This is a genomic window from Accumulibacter sp. (assembly GCF_036625195.1).
Taxonomy (GTDB): domain Bacteria; phylum Pseudomonadota; class Gammaproteobacteria; order Burkholderiales; family Rhodocyclaceae; genus Accumulibacter.
The window spans coordinates 572,274-589,319 of the sequence record NZ_JAZKUG010000001.1; the positions used below are offsets into that span (position 1 = coordinate 572,274).

A 17,046-nucleotide genomic window follows, 5' to 3' on the forward strand; every position below is an offset into this window, starting at 1 on the left:
CTGCAACCCGCGGAAAATGCTCCGGCAGTCAGACGAGCAACTCCAGTGCTCGCGGTGCCGTCGTGCGCGTGTCTCGCTCGCCCTTACCAGCGAGATCGGACAACAACTCCTTCATGTCCAGTATGAGAACGATCTGACCATTCGACAGTGTCGTCACTCCAGCGACCCCGCGTGGCCGAAAATCGTCGAGGGCCTTGATCACCGCATCATCGCGCCCGGCGAAGTTGTCCACTGCCAGAATGAAGCTTCGCTCGGCGGTCTGCATGAGGACACCAAACTCGGGCCGCCGCGCTTGCGGCCATCCGAGAAGACGCGCCAAGGCAATGACGGGGAGAATCTCGCCACGCACCACCAACGTTTCCCTGCCACCCACCTCCTGCATTCGCCCATGGTCGATCGGCAGGATTTCCCGTACCAGCGACAGCGGCAGGGCAAAAGGCTGCTCTTCCAAGAGGACGAGCAGCACCGGCAGGATGGCCAGCGTCAACGGCAGCGAAATGACGAAGACCGAACCCTTCCCGGGTTCGGAACGGATCTCGATCGACCCATTGAGTTTCTGGATGTTCGTCTTCACGACATCCATGCCGACGCCACGACCGGACACCGCCGAAGCCTTGGCCATCGTCGAAAAGCCCGGCAGGAAAATGAGGTTGAGACTCTGCCGGTCATCGAGCGTGTTGGCCTCTTCCTCGCTGATGATGCGCTTCTCGACAGCCTTCGCACGGATGCGCTCGGGACTCATCCCGCGCCCGTCATCGGCGACCATCAGGACGATGTGATCACCTTCCTGGCGCGCTTCGAGGCGGATGACACTTTTCGCCTGCTTGCCCGCTGCGCGCCTCTCTTCGGGCGACTCGACGCCATGATCGACCGCATTGCGGATCAGATGGATCAGTGGGTCGGCCAGATCCTCGATCATCGTCTTGTCGACCTCGGTTTCTTCTCCGATCAGGGCCAGTTCGACATCCTTGCCCAACTGTCGGGCGAGGTCGCGCGCAATGCGCGGGTATTTCTGGAACAGGCGGCCGATCGGTTGCATGCGCGTCTTCATGACCGAGTTCTGCAGGTCGGAAACCAGCAGGTCGAGTTGGCTGACTGCCTGATCGAGCGCCTGCAGGGTTTCCGAGTCCGTACGCCCGGCCAGGATGTCCGCCCGCAGGCTGGTCAGGCGGTTCTTGGTCAGGCCAATCTCTCCCGACAGGTTGAGCACCTGATCGAGCCGCGCGGTGTCTACACGGATCGTCGTCTCGCGCGCCGCCGCCCGCTCGTCGGCTCGCCGCCCAGACGGCGCGGCGCTGGCGGCAGCCCCGGGCCTGTCCGTGCTGCGGCGCCCCTCGGGTGGAAAGTGCGGCTGCAGCTGCGACAGTTCGATCTCGCCGTCCTGTCTGCCAGCTTGCGTGGTCTCGCTCCTGCGGGCAACGGCCGGCACGTTGGCGTCGGCCTGGCCGCTGATCGCCGCGTGCAGCGCCTGCCAGTCCGGACCGTGCTCGTCGCCAGCGCCGGTGGCCACGGTCGCCCCGGCAGGCCTGGCTGCGATCGGCTCCGCGGCAACCGACGATGTGGCGCCTGGCTCGGTGGCCGTGGTCAGCGCGATCTGCAGACCGGCGCTCACTCCTGCGGCGGCGGGAGACGGCTGGCGGCCCTGGGCAATTTCGCCGAACATCTGTCGAACGCCCTGTGTGGCCGCCATGATGGTATCCATCAGGGCGGGTGTCAGTTCCTTCTCACCATTTCTCAGCCTGTCGAACAGGTTTTCGGTCAAGTGGCAGAGCTTCACCAACTCGCCGGCATTGAGAAAGCCGGCGCCACCCTTGATCGTGTGAAAGCCACGAAAGATATCATTGAGCAGCCGTAGATCCTCGGGGCTTCGCTCGAGATCGACGAGCTTGTTGTCGACATCCGACAGCAGGTCACCGGCTTCCTGCAGGAAATCCTGCAGCAGGTCCTCCATCCCCGCAAAATCGCTCATCGCGAACCTCCTAGAATCCCAGGCTGCCGAGCAGCTCATCCACCTGCTGCTGTGACCCGACGACGTCGGTACGACCGCCGTGGTTGATCACCGGCCCGTTGAGGAGACTGTTGACCGATTCGGTACGCCGCTCGCCAGGCAGCGTCTCGATCAGCACCTCCATCAGTTGCGTCTCGAGTTCGTGCGCGACCTGGAGGATCTTCTTGATCACCTGGCCAGTGAGATCCTGGAAATCCTGGGCCATCATGATCTCCAGCAGTTGTGCCTTGGTTGCCTCCGTCTTGGCCGGCAAGGCCTGTTTGAGAAAGGAACGGGTCTCCTCGGCCAAGAGCCGGAACTCGTCGACCGCCAACCGGTTGGCAAACAGCGCATCCCAGCGGGTCGCCAGTGCCGCCGAAGCGGCTTCGAGTTGCTCCTGCAGCGGGTTGGCAATGTCGGTGGCGTTGAGGACGCGGCAGGCAGCCTGCTCGGTCAGAGTGGCGACGTAGTTGAGCCGCTCCCTGGCATCCGGAATGGCGGAAACGGTGCTCTCGAGCAGTTCGCTGTAACCCAGTTGGCCCAATGTGTCGTGCAGCTGTCGGGCCATCTGACCGACGCGCTGAAATACCCGGTCCTGTCCCTGCCATTCGGCCGCCGCCGCTCCCGTTGCAGCCGTGGCCGCCTGTGCTCCCCGCACGGAGTCGAATAGTGCCTGCAGCTCGTCACTGTCGTCTGCTCCGTCTCCTTCACGCAACTGCTGCAGCAGAGATCCCGCCTTGACCTTGGCGGCAGGTGGCACGGCAGGGCTGGTGGCCGCGATCCCTGAGGCGATGCTGTCGAACAGGGCCTCAAGTTCCCGTGAATCACCGGAGGTGTCGCTTTCGTTCATCTCAGCCCCCCATCCTGTCGAAGATCTTCTGCAGCTTCTCTGCCAGTGTTGCCGCCGTGAAAGGCTTGACGATGTAACCGCTGGCCCCCGCCTGCGCGGCGGCGATGATGTTTTCCTTCTTCGCCTCGGCGGTGATCATCAGCACCGGCAGGTGTTTCAATGTCGCCGAAGCGCGGATGGTCTGCAGGAGCTGCAGACCATCCATGTTCGGCATGTTCCAGTCGGTGACCACGAACTCGAAGCCGCCGTTGTTGAGCTTCTGCAGAGCCACCGCGCCGTCCTCGGCTTCATCGACGTTGGCGAAACCGAGTTCTTTCAGCAGATTCCTGACGATGCGCCGCATCGTCGAGAAATCGTCTACCACGAGAATCCTCATCTTGGGATCAGCCATCATTGACTCCGTTTGTTCGCTCAGCGCTCGAGCAGGGGGCGCAGGGTGTCGGCCAGAACCTCTGCGTCGAACTTGGCAACGTAGGAGTCGACACCGACGGCCTTGCCCATGGCATGGTTGGCCTGTGACGACAGCGACGAGTGCATCACGACCGGAATGCCCGAGAACCGGGCATCCGCCTTGATGTTTCGGGTAAGGACGTAGCCATCCATTTCCGGCATCTCGGCGTCCACCAGGATCAGGCGGATCTCGTCACGCAACGTGTTGCGACTCTGCTCGGCGTGCGCCGCAAGCGCCTGCAGACGGCTCCACGCTTCGGCGCCATTGGTGGCGTGCTTGTGCCGGACGCCGAGCTTGTCCAGCACCTCGGTGATCTTGCGCCGGGCGACCACAGAATCATCAACAAAGAAAATGCTGGCATCCTGGTCGACGTTGGCCGGTGGAATATCCACGATGATCGCCTCGCCGAAAGCGTTGGCCAGGATCTGCTCGACGTCGAGAATCGATACCAGCTTGCCGTCGTCCAGTTCGGTAACCGCGGTGATCAGGCCCTGGTTGGTGGATAGGAGGTTCTCCGGAGCCCTGACCTTCTCCCAGTCCACGCGGATGATGCGGTCCACTTCATGCACGAGGAAACCGAGGGTCCGCTTGGAATACTCGGCCACCATCATCGTCCTGCCGTACTCGTCGTGGTGCTCCCCATGCTCCAGAAAGGCAATCAGCGAGAGTACGGGAATCACGTTGCCGCGCAGGGAGATCAAGCCCTCCACTCCGCGCGGCATGTTCGGCGTCTTGGTGATAGGCGGCGTCCGTCCGACTTCCCGCACCTTGAAGACGTTGATGCCGAAGGTCTCGCGCGTCCCCAGCGAGAAGAGCAGGATCTCCATCTTGTTCGACCCGGCGAGACGCGTTCTCGCGTCGACGCCGTCGAGCAGGTTCTTCCTTTCGGCGAACTCCATCCTATCGCTCCTGTGAGGTCCGTTCAGCAGGATGGCAGCGCTGGCACACCGCCACCCTGCAGCCTGCGCGTCAGCGTTTCCGAAAGCCGCTGCGGTTCGAACTTGGGCACATACTCGTCAACGCCGACGGATTTGCCGAGCTGCTGGTTCGACATGCCCGACAGCGACGAGTGCATGATGACCGGAACCCCGGCAAAGCGGGGATCGGACTTGATCTTCTTGGTCAAGATGTAACCATCCATCTCGGGCATCTCGATGTCCGTCAGGACAAGACTGATCAGGTCGCTGACTGGCTGACCGGAGGCCTGGGCGTAGGCAGCCATCTTCTCCAGTTCCAGCCAGGCGTCGAGACCGTTGATCGCGGCAACGTACTTGACCCCCATCGCCCCCAGGGTACGCTCGATCTGCTTGCGCGCAACCGAGGAATCGTCGGCGAAGAAGACTGTCAGACGCGGGTTGTCGAGTGGCTTGATGTTGCGGTAAACGATCTCGTCGTCGTAGTTGGTGGTTTCGGAGAGGATCTTCTCGACATCCATCATCATCACCAGGCGGCCATCCGGCAACTCGGTGACGGCCGTCACCAAACCACCCAGCTCGGCCAGCAACATCGCCGGCGGCACCCGCATCTGCCCCCAGTCGAGGCGTAGGATGGTATCCACGCCCTCCACCAGAAAGCCCTGGGTATGGCCCGCGTACTCGGTGATGATCATGATCGAACGTGGCGTTTGCGTGTCGACCCGGGCATAGCGGGCGAGATCCACGACTGGCACCAGCGCACCGCGCAGGCTGACCATGCCCTCGACCGAGGGCGGCATCTCGGGCGCCGCCGTGATCGGAGGCGTGCGCATCACTTCGCGCACCTTGAAGACGTTGATGCCGAAGGTTTCGCGACGCCCGGTACGCGCATCGGTACCGAGCGAGAAAAGCAGGATCTCCAGCTTGTTGGTTCCGGCCAGCTTGGTCCGGGCATCAATGTTCTTCAGCAAGTCCGACATATATCTTCCTCTTGCAGGAGTCAGCGCCGATCGAATCGCCGACATCTTAATCGAATCGTCGTCCGCGCGCCAAGGTCGCCTGTGGTGTCGTCCGTGTGCCCTTTCCGCTTCACACCTCGGTCCTGTAGCCAATGCGGAAGCCTCCCCAGTGGCGGCCCTTGACATAGATCGGAGCGGAAATGTCGTGCATCAACTCACCTGTGTCGCGGCGATAGGTCTGCAGCAGGAACGAATGCTCGTGACCGCCGCAACGCTTTCCGACCGGGTCGTCGAAAATGCGCTTGCTGCGGTTGCGCACGAAATCGATCTTTTCGTCACCGGTCAGAGGTTGCGCGAACACCCGGTTGTGGGTCGGCACATAACCATTGCGGTCGATACAGATAGCGTAGACCAGGCAATGGTGCTGCGCCAGAACCTGCTCCTGCAGGGGTGCCACAGCCTGATCGGTGAACTCGTCGAAGCGCGTCCGGTACTTCGGTGGCCGAGTATTCGGCAGCGGTTGGTAGCGCTCATCGAACAGATCGTCCACGCCGATCCTGCCAGCATCGACGGCGCCATCGAGGAGTTTGCCGACTGCCCGGGCTGCCTCGGTGACGATGTCGGGCATGCGGGTATGGACGCCCACGGCCTGCTCACCGGCCGCCCCCAATCTGAAGACGTTGCCGACTTCCTTCAGGTTTTCGGCCAGGCACTCGACGTGGTCTACCGCCAGCAGCGTCTGCCCGCTGACCTCGCTGTTCGCCTCGGCCATCTGCCTGATGTTGCGCACGTGCTCGGCGATGCTCGCGCCGGTGCGCGTCTGCTGGGCGACCGCAGCGGCGATCGCCTCCACCTTCTCGAGTGTCTGCCTTGCCCCACTGTTGATGCCGTCAAGCGCCTGTGCTGCCTGCCGTGCGAGTTCGGCACCCTTCCGCGCCTGACCGCTGCCGGCCTCGATGCTGGCAATCGCCGATTGCGTCTCGCCCTGGATGGCGGTGATCATCTGGCTGATCTCGCCGGTTGCCTGCGAGGTTCGTTCCGCAAGCTTGCGCACCTCGTCGGCGACGACGGCGAATCCACGCCCGTGCTCACCCGCCCGCGCCGCTTCGATGGCTGCATTGAGGGCCAGCAGATTCGTCTGGTCGGCGATTTCGCGAATTGTCTGGACAATGCCGCTGATGGCTCGGGATCGTTCGCCGAGCGCACCGACCACGGCCGCCGACTGGCTCACCGAGGCAGCGATCTGCTCCATCTCTGCCGATGCCATGCGGGCAATCGACATTCCGTCGCTGGACAGACTGTTCGATCGCTCGGCGATACCCGCCGTTTCGCTGGCTTTCTCGCTCACCTCGTTCAACTGGAGGGTCAGACTGGCCATCTCGTCGGCAGTCGCCAGGGCGGCATCCCGCTGCTCGTTCGATCCGGCTGCCACCCGCCGGGCATCACCGATCAGCTGCTGCGAAGCGCTGCCAACCTCGATCGAGTTGAACAACAGCTTGCCAACGATGATGGCGAAGCTCTCCATCAGGCGGTTGTAGTCGGCTGCAACAAGCGCCAGTTCATCCCCCCCGACGGCGGCTGCGCGTCTGGTCAGGTCGCCATCGGCGTAGGTTCCCGTGATCACTGCCCGCAATCCTTGCAGCCGACCCAGCAGGCTGCGCTCGACGATCACGGACATGGCGACTGCAGCGAGGAGCGCGAGTCCCGTCGCCGGCAACCAGCCGGACATGCCGCCACCCAGGACGGAATGACCCAGCCAGCCAGCTGCGACCGTCAGCAGCACCATCGACAGCAGCGCTGCACGGATTCTCCACGCCAGCCCTATCATCATCGTCGTCTCCTCGTCGTCGCTGCAGCGCTCTTCATCATCAGCAAAACGGCAGAAAAAGCCCGACCTTTAGCGACTTCGCCAAATCGGCGCGGTCGCCGCCGCCGTTGCGGGCCAAGCTGCGCAGCTGCGTCGCGACTGGCGCCGCTCGCAGCCGGTTCCGGCGCTCAGTCGGCCAGCGGTTCGTGGATGGTCACCCGCGCCGCACGGCCACGAACCGCCACGCGGTCAAGCTCGCGGCACGGCCAGTCGCCGAGCTGCTGCCGCGTCGCCTCACCGACGATCACCCCGGCGTCGTATTGCGCCGACAGGCCCTGCAAGCGTGCTGCCAGATTCACGGCATCGCCAAGTACGGTATAGGCCCGTCGATGCCGCGAACCCATGTCGCCGACGACCATGACGCCGCTGTTGATGCCGATGCCGATGCGCAGCGGCGGCCAGCCACGCACTGCCAGCAGCCGATTGACGGCCGGCAACGCTGCCTGCATCGCCAGGCCGGTGGCAACCGCGTGCCGCGCGTGCAGCGGGTCGGCAACCGGTGCCCCCCAGAAGGCGACGATGGCGTCACCGACATACTTGTCGAGTGTGCCTCGGTGCGCCCGGATGACATCGGTCATCGCCGACAGGTAGTCGTTCATCATCGTCGCCAGCTCATCCGCCGGCATCTGTTCGGCGATCGTCGTGAACCCGCGGATATCGGCGAAGAGCACCGTCAATTCGGCACTGCGACCGCGCATGTCGTAGCGCTCGGGGTCACGGCTCATTTCGTCCACAAGCTCCGGTGGTACGTACTGACCGAAGAGCGCCGTCAGCCGGCGGCGGGCGCGCGACTCGACGAAGGAGCCGAAGAACAGTTGCAGCGCCAGGAGCAGCAGCAGCAAACAAAGGCTGGCCGCAGCCGGCAGAACCAGCCCGGCCGCTCCCCAGGCGAGCATGATGAGGACGGCCAGCAGGACGACGAGCATCACGGTCAGGCCAACCGCAGCCTGAGGTGACAGTCGCGGCAGCAGCCGCAGCAGCAGCAGAGCGAGAAGAGACAGCACGGCCACTTCGAGCGGCGTCGTCCAGGCTGGCGCGTGCGGCAGCGTTCCGGCGAGCAACCCGGCTAGCAGATTGGCATGCACCTCGACTCCCGGAAGCAGCTCATTGACTGGCGTGACCCGCTGATCGAGCAAACCCGGAGCGCTGCTGCCGAGGAGAACGATCCGCCCGCGAAGGGCTTCGCCAGGCAGTCTGCCGGCGGCGACGTCGGCCGCCGAGTGGTAGTGGAAGCCTCCCGCCGCTTGGCGAAACGGCAGCAATACGGCCCCTTGGCGATCCACCGCGATGAGGCGCGAGCCGCGCGTGCTGTGCAACTCGATGGCAGTCAGCGGCGGCCCGGTGGTCTGCCCTGGCAGCGGGTCGGCGAAGTGCAGCCGCAGCGCCGGATCGCCGAGGAGCAATCGCGCCATGATCAGCGGTAGTGCACCGTGGATCTGATCGGCATGCCTCGCCAGCAACCAGCCGCGCCGGACTACACCGTCAGGATCGACCGGTGCGCCAAGGAAACCACCGCCCGCTGCCACCTGCTGCAGCAGCGGCAGGTTGGCACCATGACCCGGCCAGTCTGTCAGACCGGTTGCCTGAGCGCGCTCGCCAGCATCGATCGGCAAAGCTGGCGGCAGCATACCGCTCCTCGTCGCAGCCGGGCCAGTGGACAGGTGGAAACCAAGCACCACCGGATGTCGCCGCAGGACGTCGGCGAGTCGGCCATCGTAGTCGAGTGTCGGCCTTAGGCCTTCGACGGCGGCGCAAAAGGCAGCGTTCTGTCGCAGGGGCCCGCGTGTCAGTGCCTCCAGAACGGGCAATCCGGAGCTTTCGTCGGCCTCCGCCAGGATGAGGTCGAGGCCGAGCAGCAGCGCCCCATAATCAGTGAAGATCCGTTCGATCAGCTCCGCCAGCCGGGCACGGTTCCACGGCCAGCGCCCGAGCTCGGCCAGCGAACGCTCATCGATATCGACGACGACGACGCTCTCATCGATCGGCGCCTGCGCAAACCAGCGCACGCGGGCATCGTACAAGGCTGCGTCGAGTCGGTTGAGGACATCGAGCTCGATGAAACGCAGGCTGTGTGCCACGAGCACGCCGAGCAGCAGCAGCCCAAGCAGACCGCGCCAGCTGGCAACTGAAAGGCCCCGTCGGATCTTCGCCGCCCAGTCAGCGAAGCTTGATCTCGACACGGCGGTTGCGGGGCTCGGCCACGCCGTCCTCGGTAAAGACCACCGGCTCGCGCTCGCCCCGACCGACGACAGTGATCGCAGCGGCCGCAACGCCGGCCTGGATCAGTTGCTCTCTCCCCGCCTCGGCGCGGCGCAGCGACAGCCGGTCATTGGCCTCGGGGCTGCCGACGCGGTCGGTATGTCCGATGACGATGGCCTCCGGCGCTGGCAGGCTGGCAAGCTGTTCACGAATCATCGGCAACTTGCTGCGCGACTCGGGGGTCAGGACTGTGGTTCCGGTTTCAAAATGGACGACGTAAATGCGAGGGCGTGCCGGTTGCAGGTCGAGCAGACGGCCATACGTATCGCGCACCATGCGTGCACTGCTGGTCAGCCGGCGCGGCGTGCCACCGTGGACATCGACTCCGCTGTATGGCTCGGAGAGCAGGATCTCGCCACCGGCAGCCGTCACCGAAAGCGCACCGACGCGCCCATCCGGCCCGGGCAACAGCAGAACGTGGTCGGATACTCGCGAACAGGCGACCGAACAGGTGGCGAGTGCCAGCCAGACGACGCAGGGGACGATCCGGACGCAACTCATTCGCCTGCCCCGTGGGCTTCGATGATGAACTCGGTGCCCCTGATGCCGAGGACGACATTCGGCGTCCTGAAGCTGACGTTCTCGGGAGTCTGCCTGGCCAGCAGACCAGTCACAACGCTCAGCGTACCCTTCAACAGCGTGGTCAGCATGTTGCCTTCGCGCGTCGTCGGGTCAAAGCGGAACTCGTTGATCAACAGCGTGCTGTTCGGTCCCGCGGTGAGGAGGGTGTCATCCGCCAGCGTGATGCCCACCGCGCCATCGACACCCGTACGAACCCGGTCCCCGACATGCACCGGGCTGCCGACCTGCACCGGCTGCGTCAAACCGGCACGTTCCAGATTCACGCTGCCTTCGCAGCGCTTCACCTTGCCGATGCGCTGGCCCGCGTCGGCACTGGCAGTCATGGCGAAGAGGAGCAGCAGGGATGGCAACAGGTGGCGGAACCTCAATCCCGGACCCTCCCTCCGGTCAGCCGAATCAGTGCCGAGAAAAGCTTGCCAGCGCGGTGCAAACCGTGCACCGCCAACATGTGCAGCCACGCCCGGCAGCACGCGGCAGTGCAGTCTCGGCATGCTGCCGCACCGACGTCACGGGCGCCCGGCATCCGGCTCGCGATCAGCGCGCCCGATAGAGCAGGGTCGGATGAACCTCCTGCAGAATCTTCTGCATCGCGCGGCGCCGCTGCAGGTTGAGAATGATCGGCGAGCGGGTGTTGGCAGCAATCGTGCCACCCGCCGCCGCATCGCGATAGACGATGATCACCACCGCCGCATCTTCGGCACGCTCCAGTTCGAGCTGGGTACAATCGGCATCGGACAGCTCGATCTCGTACTCGAGGTCCAGTACTCGAGGTCCAGCCCCGGGTCAACGATCGGGAAGGCAACGGCCACATCGTCCAGAGACTGCAGCCAGAAGACCGCCGGCTGCGGCCCTTCCTGGTGGAAGACCTTGAATCGCCGACAATCGGGAAAGCCGGCAGGGCCAACTGCAAAGGTGAACACGGTGTCCGGATCGACCGGTACATCCTTGAGCCCAAAGCGCTCGAGATCAATCTTCATCGCTTACCCCCAATCGACGCAGTTCGAAGCAGCCACCCGAAAGCGCCAATTTAACCTCTTTCATCGCCCGACGGCAAATCTCGTGGCTGCCAGCTGCCGCCAGCACAAGCCATGCCGACTTGAGTTTTGTCGCCGGATTCTGCATAGTCGTGCCGCTTCGTGGCGCGCTCCGGGGTCCCGATGGAGATCCGGCAGCCCGGGGTCGGCGTCGACGACCTCTGCCTGCCGCCATTCCGTCGTCGCTGGCTGCCGTCACCGGAGTATCGTTCACCGCCAGCGCGAATCCACCGCCAGCCAACCAGATCCCGTAGAGTCCATGCCCCGCTTTGAAGATCGAGATGTCTCCCGCCTGATCGCGGCAAGAATCGCCGACGAGATCGGCTGCCACCCACAGCAGGTTCTGGCAACCGCCGCCCTTCTCGACGAGGGCGCGACAGTCCCCTTCATCGCCCGCTACCGCAAGGAAGCGAGTGGCGGTCTCGACGACAGCCAGTTGCGGCTTCTCGACGAGCGGCTCAACTACCTGCGCGAGCTCGAAGAGCGGCGCAGCAGCATTCTCGCCTCGATCGACCAACAAGGCCGCCTGACGGCCGAACGGGCGGACGAGATCATCGCCGCCGAGAGCAAGCAGCGGCTGGAGGATCTCTACCTGCCGTACAAGCCGAAACGGCGCAGCAAGGCGCAGATGGCCCGCGAGGCCGGTCTCGCCCCGCTCGCCGAACTGCTGCTGACGGCACCGACGCACTCGCCCGACACCGAGGCGGCGTACCATCTGAACCCGGAGGCGGGTTTCGCCGACACGCGCAGCGTCCTCGATGGCGCGCGCCAGATCCTGATGGAGCGCTTCGCCGAGGATCCCGAGCTGCTGGCAGAACTGCGTGCCCATCTCGAAGGCCACGCACACCTCAAGGCGACGGTCGTCGGCGGCAAGGAAAGAGAAGCCGCCAAGTTTCAGGACTACTTCGACTACGCCGAGGCGTTGCTCGCCATCCCCTCACACCGCGCTCTGGCGCTGTTTCGTGGCCGCAATGAAGGGCTGCTGCAACTCACGCTGCTGCTGGACAGCGAACTCGACCCTGCCCAGGCAGCGACGCGCAATCCCTGTGAAGCCCGCATCGCCGTGCGTTTCGGTGTTCGCGATGCGGGGCGTGCGGCCGACAGGTGGCTGGCCGACACGGTTCGCTGGGCCTGGCGAATCAGGATCGCGCCGCACTTGGAGGCGGAGTTGCTGGGTGCGCTGCGCGAGCGCGCCGAAGCCGAAGCGATTCGCGTCTTTGGCAACAACCTGCACGACCTTCTGCTCGCCGCTCCGGCTGGCCGGCGGCCGACGATGGGCCTCGACCCGGGCCTGCGAACGGGTGTCAAGGTGGCGGTCGTCGACCCCACCGGCAGATTGCTCACGACCACCACGGTCTATCCGCACGAGCCACGCCGGGACTGGGAGGGAGCGTTGCACAGTCTGGCCCTCCTCGCACGGCAGCATCGCGTCGATCTGATCAGCATCGGCAATGGCACCGCGTCACGCGAGACCGACCGCCTGGTCGGCGAACTCATCCGGCGACATCCGGAGATGCACCTCTGCAAGGTCGTCGTGTCTGAGGCTGGCGCTTCGGTCTATTCCGCCTCGGAGTACGCCTCGCGCGAGTTCCCGGACCTCGATGTCAGCCTGCGCGGCGCCGTGTCGATCGCCCGCCGCCTGCAGGATCCCCTTGCCGAACTGGTGAAGATCGATCCCAAAGCCATTGGCGTTGGCCAGTACCAGCACGACGTCAGTCAGAACCGCCTTGCCAAGGCGCTCGATGCGGTCGTCGAGGACTGCGTCAATGCGGTCGGAGTCGAGGTCAACACCGCGTCGGTGCCGCTGCTCGCCAGTGTCTCCGGCCTCAACCCGACACTGGCGGCGAACATCGTTGCCCACCGTGACCAACATGGGCCGTTCCGCAACCGCCAGCAACTGCGGGCTGTGCCGCGCCTCGGTGAGCGGGCGTTCGAACTGGCGGCCGGCTTCCTGCGCGTCGGCGAAGGCGACAACCCGCTCGACCGCTCGGCCGTCCATCCGGAAGCCTATCCCGTGGTCGAGCGAATCCTCGCCGACACGCAAAGAAGCATCGGCGACCTGATTGGTGACTCACGGACGCTGCGGGCGTTGCCGGCCGAAAAGTACGTCGACGAACGCTTCGGCCTGCCCACCGTCAACGACATCATCAAGGAACTCGAGAAGCCGGGTCGCGACCCTCGTCCGGAGTTCCGCACCGCAGCCTTTCGCGAGGGCGTCGAGACGATCAGGGATCTGCGGCCGGGCATGATCCTCGAAGGCGTGGTCAGCAACGTCGCCAACTTCGGCGCCTTCGTCGACCTGGGCGTTCATCAGGATGGCCTGGTGCACGTCTCGGCAATCGCAGAGCGTTTCGTCAGGGACCCGCGTTCGGTGGTCAAGGCCGGCGACGTGGTGACCGTCAAGGTGCTCGAGGTCGACCTGGACAGGAAGAGAATCGCGCTCAGCATGCGCCTCGCTGACGAGCCGCCGGGTGTGGCCAGGACGGCGGCCGTGACTCTCGCTGCACGGGAGCGGCAACATCGGCAGAAGCAGACCGCGCCGGACAGCGCAATGGCCAGCGCTTTTGCGCGGCTGCGGCAGTAGGGCAGGACGTGTGGCAGCACGGCCGTGCCGGGTTGACTGCTCTGCTGAGAGAGCAAGCCCTGTCCTGGTCCGGCACGATGGGCGTGAGCGGCAAGGGGCGCCACAGAGAAGAGAGAGTGCACGCACCCGCTGAGAACCGCGAACAGCAGGAGTTCAGTCAGGGGAGAGCGCATGTCCGATATTGAATCCAGGAATCGACGACCGGGAGAACCAGGCATTCGGTTTGCTCACCCGGCTGTGCTCTGGCTCGCCTACGTCAGCCTCGTCGTCTACGGCAGCCTCGTGCCACTGGCCTTCCAGCCGATGCCTCTGGATCAGGCCTGGGCTGCTTTCAGCCAAATTCGGATGTATCAGCTTGGCGTCGAGCAGAGGGCCGATTGGGTAGCCAACGGCGTCCTGTTTGTCCCGATAGGCTTTCTCACCGTCACCCTCTTCGCGGGGAACAGAACCCTGATCGGCCGACTGCCATCGCTGCTCGCCTCCGCATTATTTTGCCTCATGCTGGCGCTGGCGCTGGAGTTCACCCAGCTGTTCTTCCCACCGCGAACCGTCTCACGCAACGACGTGATTGCCGAACTCATCGGCAGTGTCGTCGGCATCATCTGCGCACTCTACTGGTCTGAGTGGTTCCGGAGAGTCCTGGCCGCACTGACGGGCAGAATGGGCCAAGTGAGCGGCCGCCTGCTGCAGGCTTACGCCATTGGCTACTTGGCCTTCAGCCTGTTCCCATTCGATTTCGTTGTCTCGCTGGCGGAGTTGGCGGCCAAGGCCGATTCGGACACCTGGGGCTGGTTCCTTGCCGGGCAAAACACGAACCGCGGACCCGTCATCATGCTGGCCAAGCTCATGGCCGAGGTGCTGGCTGTACTGCCAATCGGCCTCCTTCTTGGCAGCCGGAATGAGCAACGGGGGCAGGCTTGCACCCGGCATGCAGTATCCTCCGGTTTTCTCCTCGGTCTCGCCATTGAAGTTGCCCAGTTCTTCATCTTTTCGGGTGTGACCCAAGGCATCTCACTGCTCACCCGGACCCTCGGCATGTATCTTGGTGCCCGTCTCTGGCGGGAACGCGACAGTTTGTCCAGCCTGCAGTTGCACCCGGCAAACAAGCCGTGGTCAGTCCCTCTGACGCTGCTCTACCTGCTGGCCCTGATCGCGGTAAACGGCTGGTTTGATCGCTCTTGGCACGGGCTGCTCCTCGCCGGCAGGACGCTCACCGAAACCCGATTCCTGCCCTTTTACTACCATTACTACACGACGGAACAGGCTGCGCTGATCAGCTTGGTTGCGGTGGCCCTGATGTACGCTCCTGTCGGCGCCCTCGCTTGGCTACGCGGCTGTTCGCCGGTCGTGGCGTTGTGGGCAGCAGCCGTCACGGCAACCGCCGTTGAGTCGAGCAAGCTTTTTCTGCAGGGGCTCCATCCCGATCCGACCAACGTCTTGGTCGGGTCCATTTCCGCTTGGTCCGTCACCAGACTACTACAGTTGCTGCAAAGTGCTTCGCTGCACGAGGACGCGGCAGCCTCGTCATCCGGCGTGAAGGCTGAGTCACAACTGATGGCGTCGCCGAGCAGAGGACGACTGCAACCACCCGGGGCCTGGCTCGCGTTGGCGGCAATCGCGCTGCTGACAGTCTGGATCGTCATCGATTTCCCCTTTCTTCCGGTCTTGGTCGCCCTGCTCCTCCTGCTCTATGCCGCACTCGTCTGGTTCCAACCCCATCTAGTCTGGGCGGCCATTCCCGCTGCCTTGCCCCTGCTCGACCTGGCGCACTGGAGCGGGCGCTTCTACCTCGACGAACTGGATTTTCTGCTTTTCGTCAGCCTGGCCGTCGTTCTTGTCCGTACCCCTCCGCCCCCCCGCGGAACCAGCTTGGATTCACTTGCCCTGGCAAGCGCCTGCCTCCTGGTGGCTACCTTCGTCATCAGCACGCTGAGCGGCATGCTGCCGCTGGCGATGCCCGATGCCAATAGCTTCACCAACTACTACAGCCCATTCAATGGTCTGCGAATTGCCAAGGGGTGCTTGTGGGCGCTGCTGCTCTTCGCGGTGACCAAGCGCTCGAGTGCGGGCAGCCGGGATATTCGCGTTTCGTTCGCCACCGGAATGGTGGCGGGGCTCGGAGGAACGGTCGCGATTGTCGTTTGGGAGCGCCTCCTGTTCGCCGGACTCCTTGACTTCACGGATAGCTACCGGGTTACGGGAGGCTTCTCGAACATGCGTACCGGCGCAGCCGATATCGAGACTTACCTGACCGCCGCATTGCCATTCACGGTGATACTGACGGTGCAGGCCCGCTCGCTCGCCGTTCGCACGGCTGGCGGCTTCCTGGTTCTGGGCGGCAGCTATGCGCTCGCAGTGACCTACTCGAGAGCTGGGTATGCTGGCGGGGCAGTGGCCCTGATCCTCTCCTGTGTCGCTGCCTGGCTGTCACGGACGCAACGGGCTGCAACCGATTCAGGAAAGGATCCGGCAACAGTGCCAGCCGACATGGCGAAACAACTCGATCCGGGCCTAGCTGGCAGGTCGACGGTCTACCAGTGGGCTGCACCGTTGATTCTGCTGAGCGTGGCAACCGTAACCGCGCTGCCGATTTTCAGTGGCTCGTTCGCGCGGGAGCGCCTGTCGAGGGTCAGCGAGGACCTGTCATCCCGACAGGCACACTGGATCGATGCGCTGGCCATGCGCGACCCGGGACTCCTGACGGAGTTGTTTGGCATGGGAATCGGCCGCTTCCCGGAAACCCACTACTGGCGAAGTACAGAGACGAAGGCCACTACGTACCGTCTGCAGACCGAAAACGGCAATACGTTCCTGCGGCTGGGTTCGGGTAGCCCGATGTACATCGAGCAGTTCGTCGAAGTCAGGCCGGACCGGGACTACTTCGTATCGCTCAACATCCGACGCCCGGAAGCCGAAGGTCGAGTGACGGTTTTCCTTTGCGAAAAGCTGCTGCTGACTTCGGGGCGCTGCGTGTCCCGGGAACTGGCAGCTTCTCGGCGCAGCGGCGAGTGGGAGCACCATCAGTTTCCCTTGGCAGTCAAAGAAGTCGGCAGCCGAGGGGCACCGCTGTGGTCACCAGTCAAGCTTTCGCTGACGAACGGCTCCAAGACGTGGATTGATATCGATGACGTCCGGCTGCTGACCGCCGACGGGGAGCACATCGTGCACAACGGCGACTTCGAACGAGGATTCGACCGTTGGTCCTTTACCGCTGACGAACACTTGCCCTGGCACATCAAGAGCATGCCGGTCGCGATTCTGTTCGACCAGGGCTGGTTCGGGCTCCTGGCTCTGGGCACCGTGCTCGGCCTCGGGATCACGCGAACGACCCGGCTGACGCTGCAGGGTGATGCTCTGGCAGGGGCCACTCTGGCATCCCTGACGGGAGTACTGGTGATCGCGACCATGAACACTGTCATCGATGCGCCACGATTACTGATACTGTTGCTGCTGCTCAGCTGGCTTGGCTGGGCAGGAAAGAGCGGGAAGTCGAGGGAGTGACGACGACCAGCGGTCCATCCCGGGTTCCCCCGACTTGCGCCGCAGCATCACGACCATT

At 64.2% G+C, this 17,046-nt stretch carries 13 protein-coding genes; 2 read left to right on the forward strand and 11 right to left on the reverse strand.

Features of this window, described 5'->3' with window-relative positions:
* Positions 1-28 precede the first annotated feature (28 nt).
* From V5B60_RS02630 to fliW (V5B60_RS02680), 11 genes are all read right to left on the reverse strand, one after another.
* Positions 29-1,969 (reverse strand): chemotaxis protein CheA, encoded by a 1,941-nt coding sequence (locus V5B60_RS02630; RefSeq protein WP_332345479.1) that lies wholly within the window; start codon positions 1,967-1,969, stop codon positions 29-31.
* A 10-nt stretch (positions 1,970-1,979) separates the two neighbouring features.
* Positions 1,980-2,837 (reverse strand): protein phosphatase CheZ, encoded by an 858-nt coding sequence (cheZ, locus tag V5B60_RS02635; RefSeq protein ID WP_332345480.1) that lies wholly within the window; start codon positions 2,835-2,837, stop codon positions 1,980-1,982.
* Position 2,838: 1 nt separating this feature from the next.
* Positions 2,839-3,228, reverse strand: coding sequence for a chemotaxis response regulator CheY (cheY, locus tag V5B60_RS02640; protein WP_332350397.1), 390 nt, complete (start codon positions 3,226-3,228; stop codon positions 2,839-2,841).
* Between the two features lie 20 nt (positions 3,229-3,248).
* The gene (locus V5B60_RS02645; protein ID WP_332345481.1) at positions 3,249-4,187 is read right to left on the reverse strand and encodes a chemotaxis protein; all 939 of its coding nucleotides are present in this window, start codon (positions 4,185-4,187) and stop codon (positions 3,249-3,251) included.
* Between the two features lie 23 nt (positions 4,188-4,210).
* A complete protein-coding gene (locus tag V5B60_RS02650) occupies positions 4,211-5,182 on the reverse strand; it encodes a chemotaxis protein (RefSeq protein ID WP_332345482.1) in 972 nt (323 codons plus the stop codon).
* Between the two features lie 109 nt (positions 5,183-5,291).
* Positions 5,292-6,992: a methyl-accepting chemotaxis protein gene (locus V5B60_RS02655; protein WP_332345483.1), complete on the reverse strand. Its 1,701-nt coding sequence runs from the start codon at positions 6,990-6,992 to the stop codon at positions 5,292-5,294.
* A gap of 164 nt (positions 6,993-7,156) precedes the next feature.
* Positions 7,157-9,208, reverse strand: coding sequence for an adenylate/guanylate cyclase domain-containing protein (locus tag V5B60_RS02660; protein ID WP_332345484.1), 2,052 nt, complete (start codon positions 9,206-9,208; stop codon positions 7,157-7,159).
* Positions 9,186-9,788 carry an OmpA family protein gene (locus tag V5B60_RS02665; protein ID WP_332345485.1) on the reverse strand — a complete coding sequence of 201 codons (603 nt, stop codon included), beginning with the start codon at positions 9,786-9,788 and terminating at the stop codon, positions 9,186-9,188. The genes V5B60_RS02660 and V5B60_RS02665 overlap by 23 nt, the downstream gene beginning before the upstream one ends.
* Positions 9,785-10,237: a FecR family protein gene (locus tag V5B60_RS02670; RefSeq protein ID WP_332345486.1), complete on the reverse strand. Its 453-nt coding sequence runs from the start codon at positions 10,235-10,237 to the stop codon at positions 9,785-9,787. Before V5B60_RS02670 ends, V5B60_RS02665 begins: the two co-directional genes overlap by 4 nt.
* Positions 10,238-10,403: 166 nt before the next feature.
* Entirely contained in the window at positions 10,404-10,631 is a 228-nt protein-coding gene (gene fliW, locus V5B60_RS02675; RefSeq protein WP_332350399.1) for a flagellar assembly protein FliW, read from the reverse strand.
* Positions 10,547-10,846 carry a flagellar assembly protein FliW gene (gene fliW, locus V5B60_RS02680; RefSeq protein WP_332345487.1) on the reverse strand — a complete coding sequence of 100 codons (300 nt, stop codon included), beginning with the start codon at positions 10,844-10,846 and terminating at the stop codon, positions 10,547-10,549. Before fliW (V5B60_RS02680) ends, fliW (V5B60_RS02675) begins: the two co-directional genes overlap by 85 nt.
* A gap of 316 nt (positions 10,847-11,162) precedes the next feature.
* On the opposite strand from fliW (V5B60_RS02680), the gene V5B60_RS02685 reads away from it, so the two are divergent.
* Entirely contained in the window at positions 11,163-13,487 is a 2,325-nt protein-coding gene (locus tag V5B60_RS02685; protein ID WP_332345488.1) for a Tex family protein, read from the forward strand.
* A 171-nt stretch (positions 13,488-13,658) separates the two neighbouring features.
* A complete protein-coding gene (locus V5B60_RS02690) occupies positions 13,659-16,988 on the forward strand; it encodes a VanZ family protein (RefSeq protein WP_332345489.1) in 3,330 nt (1,109 codons plus the stop codon).
* The last annotated feature ends 58 nt before the right edge of the window (positions 16,989-17,046 follow it).